This is a genomic window from Acinetobacter pengchengensis (assembly GCF_982235305.1).
On record NZ_CEVATJ010000001.1, the window covers coordinates 297,311 to 315,756 of the forward strand.

16 protein-coding genes are annotated in these 18,446 nt (G+C 43.7%); 7 read left to right on the forward strand and 9 right to left on the reverse strand.

Annotated elements, in window-relative coordinates; translation table 11 throughout:
* Positions 1-63 precede the first annotated feature (63 nt).
* Together tnpC and AC0T5Z_RS01440 are read left to right on the forward strand one after the other, a co-directional pair.
* Entirely contained in the window at positions 64-1,710 is a 1,647-nt protein-coding gene (gene tnpC, locus AC0T5Z_RS01435) for an IS66 family transposase (protein WP_473786258.1), read from the forward strand.
* A 79-nt stretch (positions 1,711-1,789) separates the two neighbouring features.
* On the forward strand, positions 1,790-2,335 hold the full coding sequence (locus AC0T5Z_RS01440) for a VTT domain-containing protein (protein ID WP_291340728.1): 546 nt from the start codon (positions 1,790-1,792) through the stop codon (positions 2,333-2,335).
* A 110-nt stretch (positions 2,336-2,445) separates the two neighbouring features.
* Here the strand turns inward: AC0T5Z_RS01440 and AC0T5Z_RS01445 are convergent, their stop codons facing one another.
* From AC0T5Z_RS01445 to AC0T5Z_RS01460, 4 genes are all read right to left on the reverse strand, one after another.
* On the reverse strand, positions 2,446-2,664 hold the full coding sequence (locus tag AC0T5Z_RS01445; RefSeq protein WP_291340726.1) for a hypothetical protein: 219 nt from the start codon (positions 2,662-2,664) through the stop codon (positions 2,446-2,448).
* A gap of 143 nt (positions 2,665-2,807) precedes the next feature.
* On the reverse strand, positions 2,808-3,428 hold the full coding sequence (gene blhA, locus AC0T5Z_RS01450; protein ID WP_291340724.1) for a cell division protein BlhA: 621 nt from the start codon (positions 3,426-3,428) through the stop codon (positions 2,808-2,810).
* Between the two features lie 47 nt (positions 3,429-3,475).
* Entirely contained in the window at positions 3,476-3,883 is a 408-nt protein-coding gene (locus AC0T5Z_RS01455; protein WP_291340722.1) for a DNA polymerase III subunit chi, read from the reverse strand.
* Entirely contained in the window at positions 3,876-5,324 is a 1,449-nt protein-coding gene (locus AC0T5Z_RS01460; RefSeq protein WP_291340730.1) for a leucyl aminopeptidase, read from the reverse strand. Before AC0T5Z_RS01460 ends, AC0T5Z_RS01455 begins: the two co-directional genes overlap by 8 nt.
* A gap of 158 nt (positions 5,325-5,482) precedes the next feature.
* On the opposite strand from AC0T5Z_RS01460, the gene lptF reads away from it, so the two are divergent.
* From lptF to AC0T5Z_RS01480, 4 genes are all read left to right on the forward strand, one after another.
* A complete protein-coding gene (lptF, locus tag AC0T5Z_RS01465) occupies positions 5,483-6,583 on the forward strand; it encodes an LPS export ABC transporter permease LptF (protein WP_435337129.1) in 1,101 nt (366 codons plus the stop codon).
* 1 nt (position 6,584) lies between these two features.
* Complete coding sequence (gene lptG / locus AC0T5Z_RS01470) at positions 6,585-7,655, forward strand: LPS export ABC transporter permease LptG (RefSeq protein ID WP_291340719.1); 1,071 nt, start codon at positions 6,585-6,587, stop codon at positions 7,653-7,655.
* 145 nt (positions 7,656-7,800) lie between these two features.
* Positions 7,801-9,348 carry a 2,3-bisphosphoglycerate-independent phosphoglycerate mutase gene (gene gpmI / locus AC0T5Z_RS01475; protein ID WP_291340717.1) on the forward strand — a complete coding sequence of 516 codons (1,548 nt, stop codon included), beginning with the start codon at positions 7,801-7,803 and terminating at the stop codon, positions 9,346-9,348.
* A gap of 22 nt (positions 9,349-9,370) precedes the next feature.
* Positions 9,371-10,534, forward strand: a complete 1,164-nt coding sequence (locus tag AC0T5Z_RS01480) for a S41 family peptidase (RefSeq protein ID WP_435337130.1) — start codon at positions 9,371-9,373, stop codon at positions 10,532-10,534.
* Positions 10,535-10,583: 49 nt separating this feature from the next.
* Here the strand turns inward: AC0T5Z_RS01480 and AC0T5Z_RS01485 are convergent, their stop codons facing one another.
* The 3 genes from AC0T5Z_RS01485 to gacA form a co-directional block, all read right to left on the reverse strand.
* Positions 10,584-12,017, reverse strand: a complete 1,434-nt coding sequence (locus AC0T5Z_RS01485; protein WP_004975695.1) for a sigma-54-dependent transcriptional regulator — start codon at positions 12,015-12,017, stop codon at positions 10,584-10,586.
* Between the two features lie 69 nt (positions 12,018-12,086).
* Positions 12,087-13,649: a sensor histidine kinase gene (locus tag AC0T5Z_RS01490; RefSeq protein ID WP_291340713.1), complete on the reverse strand. Its 1,563-nt coding sequence runs from the start codon at positions 13,647-13,649 to the stop codon at positions 12,087-12,089.
* A gap of 50 nt (positions 13,650-13,699) precedes the next feature.
* Complete coding sequence (gene gacA / locus AC0T5Z_RS01495; RefSeq protein WP_004975702.1) at positions 13,700-14,335, reverse strand: response regulator transcription factor GacA; 636 nt, start codon at positions 14,333-14,335, stop codon at positions 13,700-13,702.
* A gap of 215 nt (positions 14,336-14,550) precedes the next feature.
* On the opposite strand from gacA, the gene AC0T5Z_RS01500 reads away from it, so the two are divergent.
* Positions 14,551-15,639, forward strand: coding sequence for a serine hydrolase family protein (locus AC0T5Z_RS01500; protein ID WP_435337131.1), 1,089 nt, complete (start codon positions 14,551-14,553; stop codon positions 15,637-15,639).
* Positions 15,640-15,763: 124 nt separating this feature from the next.
* Here AC0T5Z_RS01500 and thrC read toward each other — a convergent pair whose 3' ends face one another.
* Both thrC and AC0T5Z_RS01510 read right to left on the reverse strand, forming a co-directional pair.
* Positions 15,764-16,903, reverse strand: a complete 1,140-nt coding sequence (gene thrC / locus AC0T5Z_RS01505) for a threonine synthase (RefSeq protein WP_291340708.1) — start codon at positions 16,901-16,903, stop codon at positions 15,764-15,766.
* A 57-nt stretch (positions 16,904-16,960) separates the two neighbouring features.
* Entirely contained in the window at positions 16,961-18,265 is a 1,305-nt protein-coding gene (locus AC0T5Z_RS01510) for a homoserine dehydrogenase (protein WP_291340706.1), read from the reverse strand.
* Between the last annotated feature and the right edge of the window lie 181 nt (positions 18,266-18,446).

Sequence of the window (18,446 nt, forward strand, 5' to 3'; positions counted from 1 at the left end):
CCATTCTGCTATTCTCCAAACGTTCTATTTCCTCTGCGTCATGACCTCAGGCATACTGCGGTCATGAATACGCTGCCTGATTTAAGCCAACTGACCCATGAACAACTGCTGGAATTTACCAGACAGTTGGCAATGCAGCATCAGTCTCTGGCACAATCAAATCAAGAATTAGAAAAATCAAACCAACAATTAGATACCAAAGTTCAGCATCTTGAAGTATCCAATCAGCAATTAGATGCTCAAGTTCAACATCTTTCTATTCTCAACCAAAAATACGAGCATGAACTGGCGCTGTTTAAAAAGCACAAATTCGGCAGTAAAAACGAACATCTCACCGCAAAACAAATCCATCTCTGGGATGAAGCGGTCGAAGAAGATATTGCCGCTGTTGATCTAGAATTAGAACGATTAAATGCAGATAAAACCGATGCAGCGACACAGAAAGCCACAGTCAACAAACCTAAACGTCGACTGCTACCCGATCATCTACACACCATCCGTATTGAGCATGAACCTGCATCAACCCAATGCAGTTGTGGCTGCCAGTTACGTCGTATCGGCGAAGATATCAGTGAAAAACTGCATTTCAGACCGGCACAGTTCTACAAGGAACAGCATGTCCGTGGCAAATGGGTCTGTGATCAGTGCGACACTCTGACTCAGCAAGCGATGCCTGCCTATGTGATTGATAAAGGCATTGCTTCACCTGAATTGCTCAGCCATGTGTTGGTATCGAAGTATGCCGATCATTTGCCGCTGTACCGTCAGCGCCTGATCTATCAGCGGGCGGGCATTGATCTGTCCAGATCTACTTTATCTGACTGGATTGGTCGCTGCGGTGTAGAACTGGAACCTCTGGCCAATGCCTTAAAACAGGTGGTACTACAACAGCAGGTGCTGCATGCGGATGAAACACCGGTCACCATCATGCGGATGGGTGATGATGAGAAAAAACCGAAGAAAGGTTATGTCTGGGCCTATGCCACCACACAGTACAATCCAGTTCAAGCGGTGATCTATGACTTTCAGGATAGTCGTTCAGGCCAGCATGCAGAAGAGTTCTTGAAAGGCTGGCAGGGCTATCTAGTCTGTGATGATTACAGTGGTTATAAAGCACGCTTTAAATCAGGCGATGTCATTGAGGTGGGCTGCATGGCGCATGCACGTCGTAAATTCCATGAGCTACATGTGACTGGGAAAAGTCAGATCGCTGAACAGGCATTGGTGCTGATTCAGAAACTGTATGCGATAGAAGCAGAACTCAGGAAAAAGACCGATAGTACAGCAGAACACCGCCGCGAATACCGACAACAGCACAGCCAACCGGTGATGCAACAACTATATGAATGGCTCAACCAACATCATCTGACAGTGCCATCGAGTTCTCCCACCGCCAAGGCGATCAATTACACTCTGAAGCGTTGGCCAGCCTTAAGCCGCTATCTGGATGATGGCAATCTACCGATATGCAACAATTGGGTAGAGAATCAGATGCGTCCCTGGGCGTTGGGACGCAAGAACTGGCTGTTTGCAGGTTCGCTGCGCAGTGGTCAGCGAGCGGCAAACATCATGACTTTAATCCAGTCAGCAAAGCTGAATGGCTTGGATCCGTATGCCTATTTAAGTGATGTGCTGAAAAGGTTACCGACACACAAAGTGACCCAAATTGAAGAATTGCTGCCGCACTGCTGGAAACCTAAATCGAATTAAAAAATAGGTATGGGATTCAGCGGACGCTTACGATATAGATAGTTTTTTTTATCATAAACACCCCTTTGGTTTAATGTAGATGATTGATTTTTTAATGAATTTGGAACACTGGCTGCCATTGTTACTTGATAATTATGGCCTGTGGATTTATGCCATTTTGTTTCTGATTATTTTTGCTGAAACAGGTTCCGTGTTCATGTTCTTTTTACCGGGCGATAGTTTGCTGATCGCCATTGGTGCCTTGTGTTCCACCACCGATGTGGTGCACTTGCACTATATGGGTATTTTGCTTTTTGTCGCGGCGGTCTTGGGGTATAGCGTCAACTATTACACTGGACGAATTCTAGGCGTGAAGTATTTTCATCAACATTCACGTTATTTTAAACCTGAATATATTGTAAAAACTAACCATTATTTTATGAAACATGGTGGCAAAACCATTTTAATGGCGCGTTTTATACCGTTTGTACGTTCATTTGCACCATTTGCGGCAGGGTCAGGGCACATGCCTTTGGCGACCTTTAGTTTTTATAATGTGATAGGTGCTGCCGTGTGGATTTTTTCTTTAATGGCAATAGGTTATGGCTTGGGTAATATTTTGTCTTGGTTGGGTGATTGGATTTAAATTCCTCATTTTTTCTTACTTTCTTATTCTTAAAACACAGCAATAACTCAAAAAATGGATTGATGACCACAAAAAAAGCCCACCGTGTGGACTTTTGATCTGGTTCAGTTTTAGTGTTTGGTGACAATTAATTCTGTGCCACCCAAGCGCGGGCTAAAAGTATCGTTACTTTGAATTGAAAACTTACCCTTTTCCGCTTCTTTAGACAAGTACATGCTTAATGATTGGAAATCTGCACGACTGATCCATAAATCTTGAGCACGAATACTCCACTGTTCGCCCGTATTAAGATGGTCGATTTTGCCTGAAATTTTCGTCAAGATATCCATTTGAAACCCACGATTACAAAAGTAATTAAAGGAGATAAAAGCTGAAAATTCAACTTTTTCTGGATGACTATCATGAGACAAAATTATTTCATTTTGATGACACTTGATTTAAGACTTTGGGTGAATTGGGGGTAAAAGTAAAATTATTCTTTGGAAAAATTTGAATTTTTTAAAATATAGTCAATTTCTTCTTGGGCTGCGGCATGTAGTCGCGCACGGAAGACCGTGACCGCCTGCTCAATTTGAGTTTCGGCTTCTAGCTCTAAACGCAAACGTACACTTTCAAGTTCAGAAGTAATTTTATCATCACTTACTGCTGTTACGGCTTGGTTAAAAGTCACTCCAGGCAATTCAGGGTTTTGCTCATAACGCGCCGTATAGTTTGAAATTTCCTGATCCAGACTTTGACGCATCAGCTCAAGTGCTTGAGTTTGTTCTGCAAAGCGTTGTGCTTCATCTTGTTGTAACTTTGCAGCATAAGCGGCTTGTTCCGCGCGCTGCTGTTCCAGTTTTTTCTCTAAGGCCAACTGACGACGCTGGCGGGCTTCTTCAATCAAGCGTGCTTTTAGTTCGGCATAAGCTTGTTCAATTTTTTCGTGCGATTGTTGCTGAGCACGCTGATCTTCTGCAATCCAGTGGTGTAGCTGTGTTTCAGGTTGCAAGACCTCACAAATTCGATGCAGATCATCCATAAATGTCTGGCGCACAGCCTGAGGCGCAGTTAACCAGCGCTGTTTAAAATCTGAGCCGACATTTAAAGTCACCGCATCTCTCCTTATTTCGAGCTATATTTTTAAAAAAGTTTTAAAAGTTAAAGCTTAAACGTCTGTGGTTCTATGCCCAAACGTCGATATTGTTTGAATTTTTCACGTCCAAGCACTTTTGCTGCTTCGTGATTTTCAATAATCTCAATAATGTGACTAAATTTAGCATAGGCTTCAAGTGCCTGACTGTTAAAATTAAACACAATCCAATCCGATTGCTGCGGTAATCCGGCAGAAATACATACGCTAGCCTGTGTTTGGTTAATGCCATGCGGAATAAAACTGCTGGCATCAAAACTCCACAGACGTTCGTCCAATGTTTGCTGTAACTCTGGGTCAGGGCAATGCAGCCAAATGCGCGCCTGCTGCCGCAAAATTTTGCGGCATAAGCGGCAAGTGCTTTCCACCTGCCGTTCAGGGCTTTTTTCAAACAAATAAAAGCTGACTTTAGCCATTATTGCTTGCACGTTGCGCGAGGAACTGCATCAATAATGGTACAGGACGACCTGTTGCACCTTTATTGGTACCTGAATTCCATGCAGTGCCTGCAATATCTAAGTGTGCCCAGCGGTAGTCACGGGTAAAGCGTTGCAGGAAGCATGCTGCAGTCACTGAGCCTGCTTTAGGCCCACCAATATTGCCAATATCGGCAAATGGTGAATCCAGTTGTTCTTGATAATCATCAATCACGGGCATGCGCCATACACGGTCAAATGCGGTGTGTCCTGCAGCGTCCAATTCCGCCGCAAGTTCGTCATCTGGGGTAAACATGCCTGTAAGTACCGAACCCAATGCAACCACGCAAGCGCCTGTTAAAGTCGCAATATCAATCACCAAAGCAGGGTTGAAGCGTTTCACATAGGTCAGGGTATCGCACAGCACCAAACGACCTTCGGCATCGGTATTTAAAATTTCGATGGTTTGACCGCTCATACTGGTCACAATATCACCTGGGCGAGTGGCTTTGCCTGAAGGCATGTTTTCTGCTGCAGCAATCGTACCGACCACATGAATTGGTAAACGTGCTTCGCACAGTGCGCGCATGGTGCCCAAGACTGAAGCAGAACCACACATATCAAATTTCATTTCATCCATGCCTAAGCCAGGTTTGAGTGAAATGCCCCCTGTATCGAAAGTAATACCTTTACCGACTAAGACCACAGGTGCTTCATCACGCTGCGCTTGGTATTCAAGGCTAATGATGCGCCCTGGACGATCTGAACCCTGACTGACTGCAAGGAACGCACCCATGCCCAATTCTGCCATTTCTGCTTCATCTAAAATGGTGACTTTGAGCAGATCTGGGTATTCTGCCGCAAGTGCTTGAGCTTGTTCTGCCAAATATTCAGGGAAACAAATATTGCCCGGACGATTGCCCAGGTCCCGTGCCATGTTTTGCCCTGATTGCATGGCTTCAATTAACTGCAACTGATCGGCAGTAAGTGAGCTTTCCTTGGCAATTAAGTTGATTTGTTCAAGCTGAAACTCATTCTTTTTGCTTTTATATTCATCAAAAGCATAGGCTGCTTGGGTCAAGCTGAGTGCAAATACATAATGTAACTCGCGAGGCAGGGCAGATAAGTCAATGCTGATCTGTTTAAATTTTTTTTGTGAAGATTTGATAATGCTTTGTGCAATTTTTGCCAGCTTTGCGGCTGGTAATTCTTCAGTTTTACCCAAACCGATCAGGTTGCTATTGGTACATTCGGCAACGCTAGCCAGCAAACTTAAACTTTCATTGAAGCCTGCTTTAAATTGTGTCGCTTGAATAATGCTGTCTAAATCTTTGATTTGATAAGCAGCAGTTGCTTGTGCTACGTGTTCTGCAGCCACTAAAATTGACAAAGATTCACTCGCGCTGTGTTCTTGGAATGATGGACTTAAGCTAAATTTAATCACTGGATTTTATGCCTATCTAAATGTGCAAACTATGCAACCATTGAAACATTTTTATGCGTCGAGTTTCAATGTATAACAAGGCGATAGGTTTTATATTTTCAACATTCAGGTAAACTAACGCGAATTGGATTCCCTCACATTTTGGAAGAAATAATTTGATTATTCGGCGTTATTTGGTCAAGCAAGTTGTGTCGACATCCTTGGTTGTGATTGCCTTACTGACTTTGATCATGATGGGTGGTCGCTTGATCAAGTATTTTGGCGTGGCGGCACAAGGGCGTTTGGATGCGAGTATTTTATTCAGCATCATTGGCTATCGCTTGCCTGAATTTTTGACGCTGATCTTACCTTTGGGTTTCTTTATTGGTTTGATGCTGGTATTTGGTCGTTTATATGTCGACCACGAAATGGCAGTGCTCAACAGCAGTGGCGTGAGTCGGCATCAACTGGCACGTTTATTGGTGCCAATGACGCTAGTATTTTTGATCGTCCAAGGCTTTTTAATGCTGTGGGCATCACCGTGGGGACTGCGTCAGTTTGAAGCACTGACCACCAGTCAGGCGGTACGTACAGGTTTTGACTTGGTGCGACCCAAAGAATTTATTTCTTCAGGGCCATATACCATTTACGCGGGTGATCTATCCGAAGACCGTAAAAACCTGAAAGATATTTTCTTCTATCAACGTGCAGAAAAAGCAGGTCGTCCCGATGTGATGATTCTGGCAAAAGAAGCGACACGGGTAGAATTGGAAAATGATCCTGCCAATGTGGTGGATTTGGTTGGAGGGCGCCGTTATGAAATATTTCCAGGCACAGCCAAGTATTCACAGGCAGAATTCCAAAGTTATCGTTTACGTTTAGAAAATGACAAAGAAGCAAAATTTGAAAGTGCCGAAGTAGAAGCCTTAACTACCTCGCAACTTTGGAAAAACCGTGCAGACCCTGTAGTCGCAAGTGAACTCGGATGGCGTATTTTTGTGCCTTTTGCGATTGTGGTGGCGTTATTTTTAGCCGTAGCATTGTCAGAAGTTAGTCCGCGTCAGGGACGTTATTTAAAACTGTTTCCTGCTTTGTTAATTTTCGCCAGTTTGATTGTGGCGCTCATGGCTGTTAAAACTCGTATCAGCAAACAAGAAATGGGTATGCTTGCTTATCCATTGGTGTTGTTGGTCTATACCATTGCCGCAGCCTTGTTCTCACGTAAACAAAAATTGGCACCTAAAATTAAGCAGCAAATTCAGCGAGTGAGGTCTTAAGATGTTGGCACGTCGTATAGTTGCAAAACACGTTACTAAGACCACTGCACTGGCTATGTTTGGTGCCACCGCAATTTTATCGGGTTTGCAGGTGTTATTTACCTATTTGGGCGAACTAGGTTCACTCAATGAAAACTATAGTGCATGGCAGGCATTGCTGTATGTATTGTGGGGTGCGCCAAATTATCTCTATGAAATTTTGCCTATTTCTGCCTTGATTGGTGCCGTGTTGGGTTTGGGTGCGTTAGCCTCTAACAGTGAATTGATCGTGATGCGTTCAGCAGGAATCAGTCTGTGGCGTATTGTGGGATGGGTCATTCGTTCCGCTTTGGTGCTGGTCGTTCTGTCGTTTGTACTCAGTGAGTGGGTGATACCGTATACTAACGAACAAGCCAAAAGTGTTAAAAGTCATCGAAGCGTAGCGGAGTTGGGCGAAGTCCGTGGCTATTGGTCACGTGAAGGTAATCGTTTTATTTATATTGACTATGCCAATGCCCAAGGTCAGCTTAAAAATGTGCAAGTGGTCGATTTTGATGATCATTATCGCTTGCGTGGCACATTGTCTGCAGATCAGGGGCGGTTTGTTAAAGATGGCAGTTGGTTGCTCAATCAAACTGAACAGATGGATATTTTGCAGGCGGGTAACGCTACTTTAGCCAAAAATAGCCAGCAAGCACTGGCTTTAGCATTGCAACCGAAATATGTGCACATGGTCACTATTGACCCTGAAGACCTATCCCCAAGTCAATTGATCAGTTTCATGAGTTATATGCATGAATACAGCCAAGTGCCAAAAACTTACCAACTGGCGTTCTGGCAAAAACTTGGTGCGCCCTTTGCTCTGATTGCTTTGGTGGTGATTGCTTGCTCCTTTATTTTTGGGCCGTTGCGCCAACAATCTATGGGTTTTCGGTTGGTGATTGCCTTATTTGTCGGCTTAACCTTCTTTTATTTGCAAGATTTCTTGGGCTATGCCAGCTTGGTCTATGCACCATCGCCTGCGTGGTTCGTGTTTATCCCTATTATTCTGATGTTTGTCATCGGCGGTTATTTACTGCATCGTGCGCGTTAAGTGCGGGCCGATGCTGCTGCTTTTTCCGTGTGATTGAGTAAACCTATCTGAATCAGTGGCGGAAACCATCTTCTGAACATAGAGTCTTGACGCAAAATTCGTTAAGATAGCATGATTAATTTGTAGACGAAAAAGAGTATTGATTATGGCGGATGCAACTGCTGGCAAAATCCCTCACGTATTGGTGATTATGGATGGTGTGGGTCATCGCGAAGCGGTCGAAGACAACGCGTTTTTAGCAGCGAAACGACCAAATTTGACTGCTATGCAGGAAAAGCATCCGCATGGTTTGATCTCTGGTTCAGGTGAAGATGTTGGCTTGCCAGATGGTCAAATGGGCAACTCTGAAGTCGGTCACATGAACTTAGGTGCAGGACGTGTCCTGTACCAAGACTTTACCCGTATTACCAAAGACATTCGTACAGGCGCTTTCTTTGAACATGAAGTGTTAGTCGATGCGGTAGAAAAAGCCAAAGCAGCTAACGGTGCAGTGCATCTGCTTGGTTTATTGTCTGAAGGTGGTGTGCATTCACATGAAGATCATATCGTGGCGATGGCAGAATTGGCATTAAAACGCGGTGCAAAAGTTTATTTACATGCCTTTTTAGATGGCCGTGATACGCCACCAAAAAGCGCGCAGCCTTCTTTGGAAAAACTGGACGCATTATTTGCACAATATCCAAATCAGGGGCGCATTACCAGCATGATTGGTCGTTACTATGCGATGGATCGTGACAACCGTTGGGATCGTGTAGAACAAGCGTATCGTTTGCTTACCGAAGGTGAGGCAATACGTACTGCTGCAACTGCGGTAGAGGGCTTGGCAGCGGCTTATGCAGCAGATGAAAGCGATGAGTTTGTTAAAGCCACCCGTATTGGTGAAATTGCCAAAATTCAGGATGGCGATAGCGTGGTGTTTATGAACTTCCGTGCTGACCGTGCGCGTGAATTGACCAAAGCTTTTGTGGAACAAGACTTTGCTGGTTTTGAACGTAAAGTTGTGCCGCAATTGTCTAAATTTGTGATGCTGACCCGTTATCAAGCTAGCATTGCTGCGCCAGTGGCATATATGCCAGAAGATTTGAAAAACTCCATTGGTGAATATTTATCAGACTTGGGCAAAACGCAATTGCGTATTGCCGAAACTGAAAAATATGCACACGTGACGTTCTTCTTTAGTGGCGGCCGTGAAGATGAATTTCCGGGTGAAAAACGCATCTTGATTCCATCACCAAACGTAGCAACCTATGACTTAAAACCTGAAATGAGCGCTTATGAAGTGACCGATGAACTGGTTGCAGCTATTAATTCAGGTGAATATGACTTTTTGGTGGTGAACTATGCCAATGGTGATATGGTCGGTCATACTGGTGTGTTTGATGCAGCAGTCAAAGCAGTTGAAGCGGTAGATACCTGCTTAGGTCGCGTTTATGAAGCGGTGATGTCGAAACAAGGTCACATGATTATTACCGCTGACCATGGTAATGTCGAGCAAATGCAGGACTATGACAGCGGTCAGGTACATACTCAGCACACCACTGAATTGGTGCCATTCATTTATGTAGGTCCAACGCAGGCCACCATTTTAGAAGGTGGCGTGTTGGCAGATGTTGCACCAACTTTATTGAATTTGATGCAATTGCCAGTGCCTGCAGATATGCAAGGTCGTAACTTAATTCGCCTACAGGCATAACTCGATACAGGTAGGTGATGGAATGGCGGCTCACAAAATTTATGCGGTTGTGTTGGCAAGCGTGTTGTGTGCCAGTCATTCGAGTGTTTGGGCTGCACCAGATTTGGAGTTAGATGGCCCTACACTACAACAAGACTATATGGATGTGCCTGTAGAGTCGATACAGGAATTTGTTCAAATTTATGGCATTGTCAAAGACAACTATGTGACTGAAAAAAGTGATGATGCTTTGTTTCAGCAAGCCATTCGTGGCTTAGTGAGTGGTTTAGATCGTTATTCACGTTATCTAACTGCCGAAGAATATAAACAGCTTTTACAATATACCGAAGGCGATTTGGCCTCGGTTGATTTTACTTTGCGCTATGATGCCACCCAGCAACATTGGGTGATTCAAAATTTAAGTAGCAATGCCGACTCGGCTAAACAAGGGCTGAAAAATGGCGACAGCCTGTTTAAAATTGATAACCAAGAACTGAAAAAGCTGAGTGCAGATCAGGTCAATAACCTGCTCACAGGCTCAGTGGGATCGACTGTAAGCGTACAACGTGCAGCCAATCAGCCTGAAATTATGTTGGTACGCAACAAAAAAGTAGAAACCGATATTCAGGCGCAGATGCTTTCTAATCAGGTCTTGTTGTTAAAAGTACGTGTGTTTCAGCAAGACACCGCCAATGAAATTAAACGCTTAATTGAAGAACATAGCACGCCACGCTTAAAAGCCGTATTGATTGATCTGCGTAATAACCCAGGAGGCTTACTGTCTGCTGCGGTGGAATCTGCCGATTTATTTTTAAATCAGGGTGTGATTGTATCGACCAAAAGTCGTTCTGAAGGCGATCAACAATTTCAGGCGTTACCTAGCTTTGAATTTCAAAATTTAAAAGTCGGAGTACTGATTAATCATCGCTCTGCATCTGCGGCAGAAGTCTTTACCGGTGCTTTAAAAGACCATTCACGCGCTTGGGTGATGGGCGAAAAAAGTTATGGCAAGGGGGTGGTGCAAAAACTGTTCCCACTTAGCGATGGTGCTGCCTTACAAATGACGGTTTCGCATTATTACACCCCACGCGAGCAAATGATTGAAGGGGTTGGGATTCAGCCGAATCAGCAATATATTCAAAGTCCTGAAATGAAAGAAGAGGCTTATCTTGAGCATGTGGCAGATTTACTGCTGAGCCGCCGTTAAGTCTCATCTGAGTAACACGTATTTTTAGACAGTCTTCATTGTTTAGCGTTTACTCATCTTCAGTATCTAATCCAAACTTTTTCAGACGATAGCGCAAAGAACGGAAAGACATGCCCAATTTTTTTGCTGCCAACGTACGGTTCCAGTGGGTCAGGTGCAGCGCATTCAGTAAAATGTCTTTTTCTACTTTTTCCAAGTAGGCTTCTAAACCTTCTTCAGGCAGTTTGCGTCCTGTCAGCAATACATCTGTCACGATCTGCTGTGGTGTTTCTGCTGTAGGTTGTGATTCAGTGGTTGCTGTATTGCTCATACTGAATTGGCGCAAGGGTGCGGTTTGTAAGTGTTTGAGATCAATAACATCATCATCACTCAGGGTAATGGCACGTTCAATAATATTGCGTAACTCACGCACATTACCCGGATAGTACTGTTCTAATAAAAATTGCTGGGCACGAGGTGTCAGTTGTTTGGCAGGAATGTCCCATTCTTGTGCAACTTTTTGAATGAAGTGGTCTGCCAATAACAGAATATCTTGTCCACGTTCACGCAAGGCAGGCAAGACCAAATCCATCACGTGAATACGGAAGAATAAATCCTGACGGAAACGTCCTTGCTGAACCAAACTTTCTAAGTCCTGATGACTGGCGCTGATCACACGAAAATCGACATCAATTTCACTATCTGAACCCACAGGACGGATGCGCTTTTCCTGAACGGCACGCAGCAGTTTGACTTGCATGCTCAGTGGCAGTTCGGCAATTTCATCTAAAAATAAGCTGCCACCATGTGCAGATTGAATCAGACCTTGTTTGTCTTGAGTCGCTCCTGTAAAGCTACCTTTTTTGTGTCCAAATAGCTCGCTTTCCATGAGTTCGGTGGGGATTGCACCACAGTTAATTGCAATAAATGGTCCTTCGTTGCGGTTACTTAAACGGTGAACCAAATTGGCGACAACTTCTTTCCCCGTACCTGATTCGCCTGTAATAAATACAGGCGCTTGCGAGCGCGCAATTTTTTTGATGGTGCTGCGCAATTGCTGAATAGGCAAAGATTGCCCAATCAACATTTTATATTCAAGCTGATCTTGGCTGTGATGATCGGTGGTGTCGAAAGGTTTATTCAGTGCTTTTTCAAGGAGTTGCTGTAAATGTATTTGATTGACAGGCTTGCTGACAAAGTCAAATGCACCTGCTTTTAAAGCAGCAATCGCAATATCCATATTGCCGTAAGCGGTCAATACGGCAACAGGCACATTCGGATATTGTTCGGAAATCCATTCCACCAGTTGTAAGCCATTGCCATCGGGCAGGTTTAAATCGGTTAAGCAAGCATCGTACTGATGTTCTGCCAATAATTGCTTGGCTTGTGCTAAACGATACGCGACATGGGTTTGAATCCCCATACGTGCCAAAGTCATCTGCATGAGGGTACAAAGGTCTTCTTCGTCATCGACCAATAAAACCAAAGGTTGAACAGCGTGCATATTTTCCCCAAAACCACACAAAATTAAATCAAAACCACAGCAACAAGATTGATCCAATATCAATCGCGTTTATTCAATGGCACGTAGACATTTCATCCTGAAACATGCGCCTTGTTCTTGTTCTACATAGCTCAGCTTGGCTTGATTCGCCTCGCAAAAACTATGCGATAGATACAATCCTAAACCAGTTCCATTGATTTCGGTACTGAAAAATGGCTGGAACAGATAGAGGAGATCTTGACTGGCGACACCTGCACCAAAATCCCGCACATCAATATAAATATAAGTTGTTTGCGGGTAGACCGTAATCTCAATGGGCTGCTGTGCAGCATTGTGTCGAATGGCGTTACGAATCAGGTTAATCAGCACTTGGCGAAACTGTGATTCATCAAACAGAATGCTCAGTTGTTCGGTCAGTGTAAGTTGAATTTGACTCGCTGCATCAGGTAAATCTTCCTGAATGAATTGCGGCAAAAAATGATTGAGCTGAATCGGGACAGGCGTAGTTTGTTTGTTTTTGACCATGCTCAGCGTATCACAAATAATTTTATCAATTCGTGTCGCCTGTTTGCTGATCATGTCGGACAGCAATTGTTGCTGGGCAACGTCACTGCCTTTAAATAAATTATTGGCTTGTACAATCGCTGCCAAAGGATTGCGAATTTCATGCGCAATACTGGCAGAGAGTTGTCCTAAGGCGGCTAATTTGAGTTGTTGAACTTGTTGATTAATTTTACGTCCATCCTGCAGCGCCAATAAAGTCAGTGTTTGATGTGGCACTCTGAGTTTTTGGACCTGAATGTGCACATGAAAATTGCTGAGTTGTGATTCGAATTGAAACTTTTCTCCATCCTGCAACTGATCAAATTTGAACAGATCAAATAAATCGGGTTGAATTTTATACAATGGGTAAGTCGCGTGTGCATATTTGGGATGAATTCCAAGCAAATGACAGGCGGCAGGGTTGCTAAGGACGACATGACAATTTTCATCTAAAACCAAATAGCCCATTTCGGTTTGTTCTAAAATATAACGGTTGATATTTTGTAGGCGGTTTAATTCCAAAGACTGTGAAAAGTTTAGATTTTCTAAAATTTGGAAACGTCGTACAGCAATACGTCCGCTGCCATAAACCACCCCAAATAAAAATGCCAAAAGCGCACTTTGACTAATATTATTGAGTGATGAAAATTCCAGCAAACTCCCAACAAAGTGTTGATAAATCACCATAATCATCGCGATTAGGGTAATTGCTAAAGCTTTACGCTTTTCTAGCAAGAGTGAAGCCGCAAAAATTGTGATCACAAATAGCAGGCTTAAATATAAATTGGGTCCATCACTGGCAAAAGTCAGGGTACTCAGCGCGATAATATCAACCGCAAAAAATAAGGTCAGTTGTTGCGTGATTTTAAAGGGAATGTATTTATAGCTGATCAGTTGCAAGCAGTTAAAAATAAAATAACAAACCAAGGTGTACAGATATAAACCTGGGTACTGATATTGTGTGCCAAGCTGCTGAAAGGTGAGTAGGGTAATCAGCAGCAAACAAAAGGCAATCAGCAGTCGGTAAGTTCCATACCACATGCCAAGATGATACTGATTTAACTCAGAATGTTGTTTTAATTCTGGCATATAGTAAAGGTCTTATCTTTGCATCAACAGCGTTGAAAATACTTGAACGTTTAGGGTTTAATCAGTCCATAACGAATGGCAAGGTGGGTCAGTTTGACATCACTATCAATATTTAATTTTTCGAAAATACGGTAACGATAGGTATTCACGGTTTTTACACTGACAAATAACTTATCGGCAATTTCTTGTGCGCTAATACAGTTCACTACCATCATCGCCACTTGCATTTCACGTTCTGAAAGACTATCAAAAGGCGATTGTTGTGTGTCAGATAAGTATGAACTTGCCAGTTGTTCGGCAATGTCGGCACTGAAGTATTTACCGCCCTGCATGACTTTTTTTATGGCACGTACCATTTCACTGACAGGTGCGCCTTTGGTGATATAGCCTTTTGCACCTGCTTTCAGCAATAAAGAGGGGTAAGGTTCTTCTGCCAAACCACTCACAGCCAAAACTTTGGTGTCTGGTGCAGTTTGCAACAGACGACGTGTGGTTTCTACACCCCCAATTCCAGGCATGTTCACATCCAACAACACCACATTGGGATGATGCTGACGCACTAAAGTAATTGCTTCTTCACCCGATTCAGCTTGTCCAATCACCTGCACATCGGCATGGTCTTCGAGCATACGGCAAATCCCAGTACGTACCAATTCATGATCGTCGACTACTAAAACTGTGATCACCTACACTCTCCCTTTGAAAAAATCATCTTTTTTGTTACATAAAGCAAAATTAGCTTGCAATGAAACGACAAAATTAGCAATGCTATTCTTAATCTAGAATGAAAAGTTCTGCACAATATGGTGTCAAAAACGATTCATTGGTGTATTTTTAAATGTAAGGCATATTTGAGGTAATACGCAAATGTATCTTACCTCCCTGAGTTGAGTAAGCAGTCGTGAAAAATTCTAAGAAGTCGTTAATGCATGTGCTGGTCGCATCTATGATGTTCAGCCTAAGTTCTGTCAGTTTTGCTGAACTTGTCATCAATCCTTCCTCTGGGAGCGACGGTCAGGCGACCTTAAGTTGGTCTTCGGAGCAAGCCAATCAATTCTTAAATGGAGATCTAGAAAGTACCAGCGCGAGTACTCAGGTTAGCCCAGAGAGCTATGTTGAACCTACACCACCAGGTTCAACTAAAATTACCACGACAGTGCGTAGTAGTAATGGTGTTGCACCGGCTTCTGCTGCACCGAAAACAGTCCGTATTTTAGATACGTCTGCTTATAGTAGCCAACCGTCAGTTAATGCACGTGCAGCTTTGGTGATGGATGCGCAAACAGGTGAAGTGCTGTATAGCAAAAATACCAATGCGGCATTACCGATTGCATCTGTGACTAAGGTGATGACTGCAGTGGTGACCTCTGATGCACGTTTGAATATGTCTGAACAAATCACTTTGCAATCGATTGACTTTGCAGGTGCGGCAGGTAAAAACTCAAGCTCAACCTTACGTGTAGGTGACAAGTTAAACCGTGCTGAGGCATTACTGTTTGCATTAATGAAATCTGAAAACCCTGCTGCTGCAGCGTTAGCACGTACTTATCCCGGTGGGAAAAATGCCTTTGTAGCCGCAATGAATGCTAAAGCGCGTGAATTGGGTATGCATTCTACTCGCTTTACCGAAGCAACAGGCTTAGACCCGCGTAATGTTTCTTCTGCGCGTGACTTGGGTATTTTGGTTAGCACCGCTTCGCAATATGGTTTGATTCGCCAATTTTCAACCACGCCAAGCTATGACTTTAACTTGGGTTATCGTGTATTGAAATCTAACAATACCAATGCACTGGTGCGTAATGGTGGCTGGAATATCAACCTGTCTAAAACAGGCTATATCAATGAAGCAGGGCGTTGTGTGGTGATGCATACCACTTTGAATAACCGTCCTGCGGTAGTGGTGCTTTTAGGTGCAGATACTTCACAAGCACGTACCAATGACGCAACCCGCTTAATGAGCTGGGCAAGTCAGTTACCTAAACGTATTTAAGCGAACATTCAGCTTTGGTGGTGGGTGGTGTGATGCTCACAATGAAGGCTGAAAAATCTAAATAGAAAAAATAGACAAGAAAAAACCCTGTCAAAGCAGGGTTTTTTTTACGACACTTCAAATTTTACATATTTGAAAGAATCGAGTCTTTTACTTGTTGCATGGTAGCATCAATAGATAGCATCACCGCATCTGCACATTGTTTCATGGCAGTGTCAGGATCTTTCAGACCGTTACCTGTTACAGTACATACGATCACAGAACCTTCTTTAATTTTACCTGCTTTAATGTCGCGCATTGCACCACCAATTGATGCAGCAGATGCAGGCTCAACAAATACGCCTTCATACATTGAAAGCATACGTTGTGCTTCTAAGATTTCAGCATCAGTGAGCTCATCAAACCAACCTTCTGAATCGCGTACAACGGCTTTAGCATGGTTCCAGCTTTGTGGATTACCAATACGAATTGCAGTTGCAACAGTTTCAGGGTTTTCTACAGGCGCACCACGTAAGAATGGCGCAGCGCCAGACGCTTGATAACCAACCATGATTGGGCGACCTTCAGGGTTTGGACCTGTGAATTTATCCGTTGCTGCGTCATAGATCACTTGCTCGAATTGATCGGCAGGTTGGTTGGCAACCGCTTCGGTATAACCCATCCAGTGTGCAGTAATGTTTCCTGCGTTACCTACAGGCAAGCAGTGGTAATCTGGTGCACGACCTAACTCATCTACAATTTCATACGCAATGGTCTTTTGACCTTGTAGGCGGTAAGGGTTGATTGAGTTCACAATGGTCACAGGTGCTTGGTCGGCAACTTCCTTGACTAGACGCATACCATCGTCAAAGTTACCGCGAATTTGCATGGTGATGGCACCGTACATCATCGCTTGCGCCATTTTACCCATGGCAATTTTGCCTTCAGGAATTAAAACGAATGCTTTGATACCTGCACGGGCAGCATAAGCCGCTGCAGCAGCAGAAGTGTTACCTGTCGATGCACAGATAATGGCTTTTGAACCTTCTTCAACTGCTTTAGTGACTGCCATGGTCATGCCACGGTCTTTAAATGAACCTGTCGGGTTTAAGCCTTCATACTTCACATAAATTTCAACATCTTTACCAATAATGCGTGGAATATTCTCAAGCTTAATCAGCGGCGTGTTTCCTTCGCCTAGAGAGATTGCACGTGTGGTTGTAGACACTGGTAAACGGTCACGATAACGGTCAACTAAACCAGTATAACGATTGGCATTCGACATGATGATGTTCCAATTGTGTGTAGAGCTTGGCAAGGGGAAATACTCCCCTTCACCCGATTAATTATCAAGCGATTCTAAACGAATTCGTACAATTTCGCCATGAATGGTTGGCAATGCTTGAATTTGTTGTAACGCTTCATCCATTTTTGATTCTAGGACTGGGTCAGTCAGAATCACGATAGGAATAAGGTCTTTTAAGCGTGATTGCTGCATGATGGCATCAATACTGATTCCCGCGCGGCTTAAAATAGTGGTCACATCAGCAAGTACGCCAGTTTGGTCTTCGGCATTAATGCGAATGTAGTAACCCGTAGTCATTTCTTCACGGCTTAAAATTGGCAAGTCGGTTAAGGCTTCAAATGCCAATTGTGGAATTGTACCAGCGCCATCTTCGGTATAAGAAATGTCACGGACAATATCAATGACATCGGCAACCACAGCAGAGGCTGTTGGGCCTGCACCTGCACCTGCGCCATAATAGAGCGTTGGACCAACTGCATTGGCTTGTACCAAGACCGCATTTTTTACGCCGTTAACATTGGCAATTAATTCTTCTTCAGGAATTAAAGTTGGGTGAACACGCAGCTCAATACCTTTTTCGGTGCGACGGGCAATCCCTAAGTGTTTAATGCGGAAACCGAGTTCTTCGGCATATTTCACATCTTGTGCGGTAACTTTGCCAATACCTTCGGTAAAGACCTTGTCAAACTGTAGCGGAATACCAAATGCGCATGAAGCCAAAATGGTCAGTTTGTGTGCAGCATCAATACCTTCTACATCAAAAGTCGGATCGGCTTCGGCATAGCCTAATTCTTGTGCTTCTTTCAGTACATCTTCAAAGGCACGACCTTTTTCGCGCATTTCGCTTAAAATGAAGTTACCTGTACCGTTGATGATGCCTGCCAACCATTCAATTTTGTTGGCAGCCAAACCTTCACGGATGACTTTAATGATTGGAATGCCACCCGCAACCGCAGCTTCATAGGCAATTTGTACGGCATTGTCTTCAGCCGCTTTAAATAGCTCATTACCATGTTCTGCAAGTAGGGCTTTGTTGGCTGTCACGACCTGTTTGCCGTGTTTCATGGCTTCCATGATCACGTCATAAGCAGGGTGAATACCGCCCATGACTTCAACCACGACGTCTACATCGGGTTGACGTACGATGTCCATCAAGTCATCACTTTGCTTGACAGATTCTGGCAAGTTGAGGTCTGGACGCGGACGACGTGTTCCCACATAGGTGATTTCAATTTCACGACCGGTGCGACGTCTAATCTCAGCAGCATTTTCTTTTAATAGTTTAAGGGCACCACCACCCACAGTACCAAGACCGAGGATTGCCAGACGAACTGGTTTCACGTCACACTCCATATTAATCAACTTTAAGCGAGTCTAGATCATAGCTAAAAAAACGCGCTGACTCTAGGGCAGATCGCACTTATCTTTACAGTATAAAAAAAAGTAAAATAACGCATAAGAAATCGTTATTTATAATGGCTCTATAGATGCTGCATCTTGGTGTATTGCAATGATGCAGCAT

What these genes read in the sequence shown, in the direction of transcription:
- tnpC (WP_473786258.1), top strand. Translation starts at nt 64, where the DNA reads ATGAATACGCTGCCTGATTTAAGCCAACTGACCCATGAACAACTGCTG.
- AC0T5Z_RS01440 (WP_291340728.1), top strand. Translation starts at nt 1,790, where the DNA reads ATGATTGATTTTTTAATGAATTTGGAACACTGGCTGCCATTGTTACTT.
- AC0T5Z_RS01445 (WP_291340726.1), bottom strand. Translation starts at nt 2,664, where the DNA reads ATGGATATCTTGACGAAAATTTCAGGCAAAATCGACCATCTTAATACG.
- AC0T5Z_RS01455 (WP_291340722.1), bottom strand. Translation starts at nt 3,883, where the DNA reads ATGGCTAAAGTCAGCTTTTATTTGTTTGAAAAAAGCCCTGAACGGCAG.
- lptG (WP_291340719.1), top strand. Translation starts at nt 6,585, where the DNA reads ATGTTGGCACGTCGTATAGTTGCAAAACACGTTACTAAGACCACTGCA.
- gpmI (WP_291340717.1), top strand. Translation starts at nt 7,801, where the DNA reads ATGGCGGATGCAACTGCTGGCAAAATCCCTCACGTATTGGTGATTATG.
- AC0T5Z_RS01480 (WP_435337130.1), top strand. Translation starts at nt 9,371, where the DNA reads ATGGCGGCTCACAAAATTTATGCGGTTGTGTTGGCAAGCGTGTTGTGT.
- AC0T5Z_RS01485 (WP_004975695.1), bottom strand. Translation starts at nt 12,017, where the DNA reads ATGCACGCTGTTCAACCTTTGGTTTTATTGGTCGATGACGAAGAAGAC.
- AC0T5Z_RS01490 (WP_291340713.1), bottom strand. Translation starts at nt 13,649, where the DNA reads ATGCCAGAATTAAAACAACATTCTGAGTTAAATCAGTATCATCTTGGC.
- thrC (WP_291340708.1), bottom strand. Translation starts at nt 16,903, where the DNA reads ATGTCGAATGCCAATCGTTATACTGGTTTAGTTGACCGTTATCGTGAC.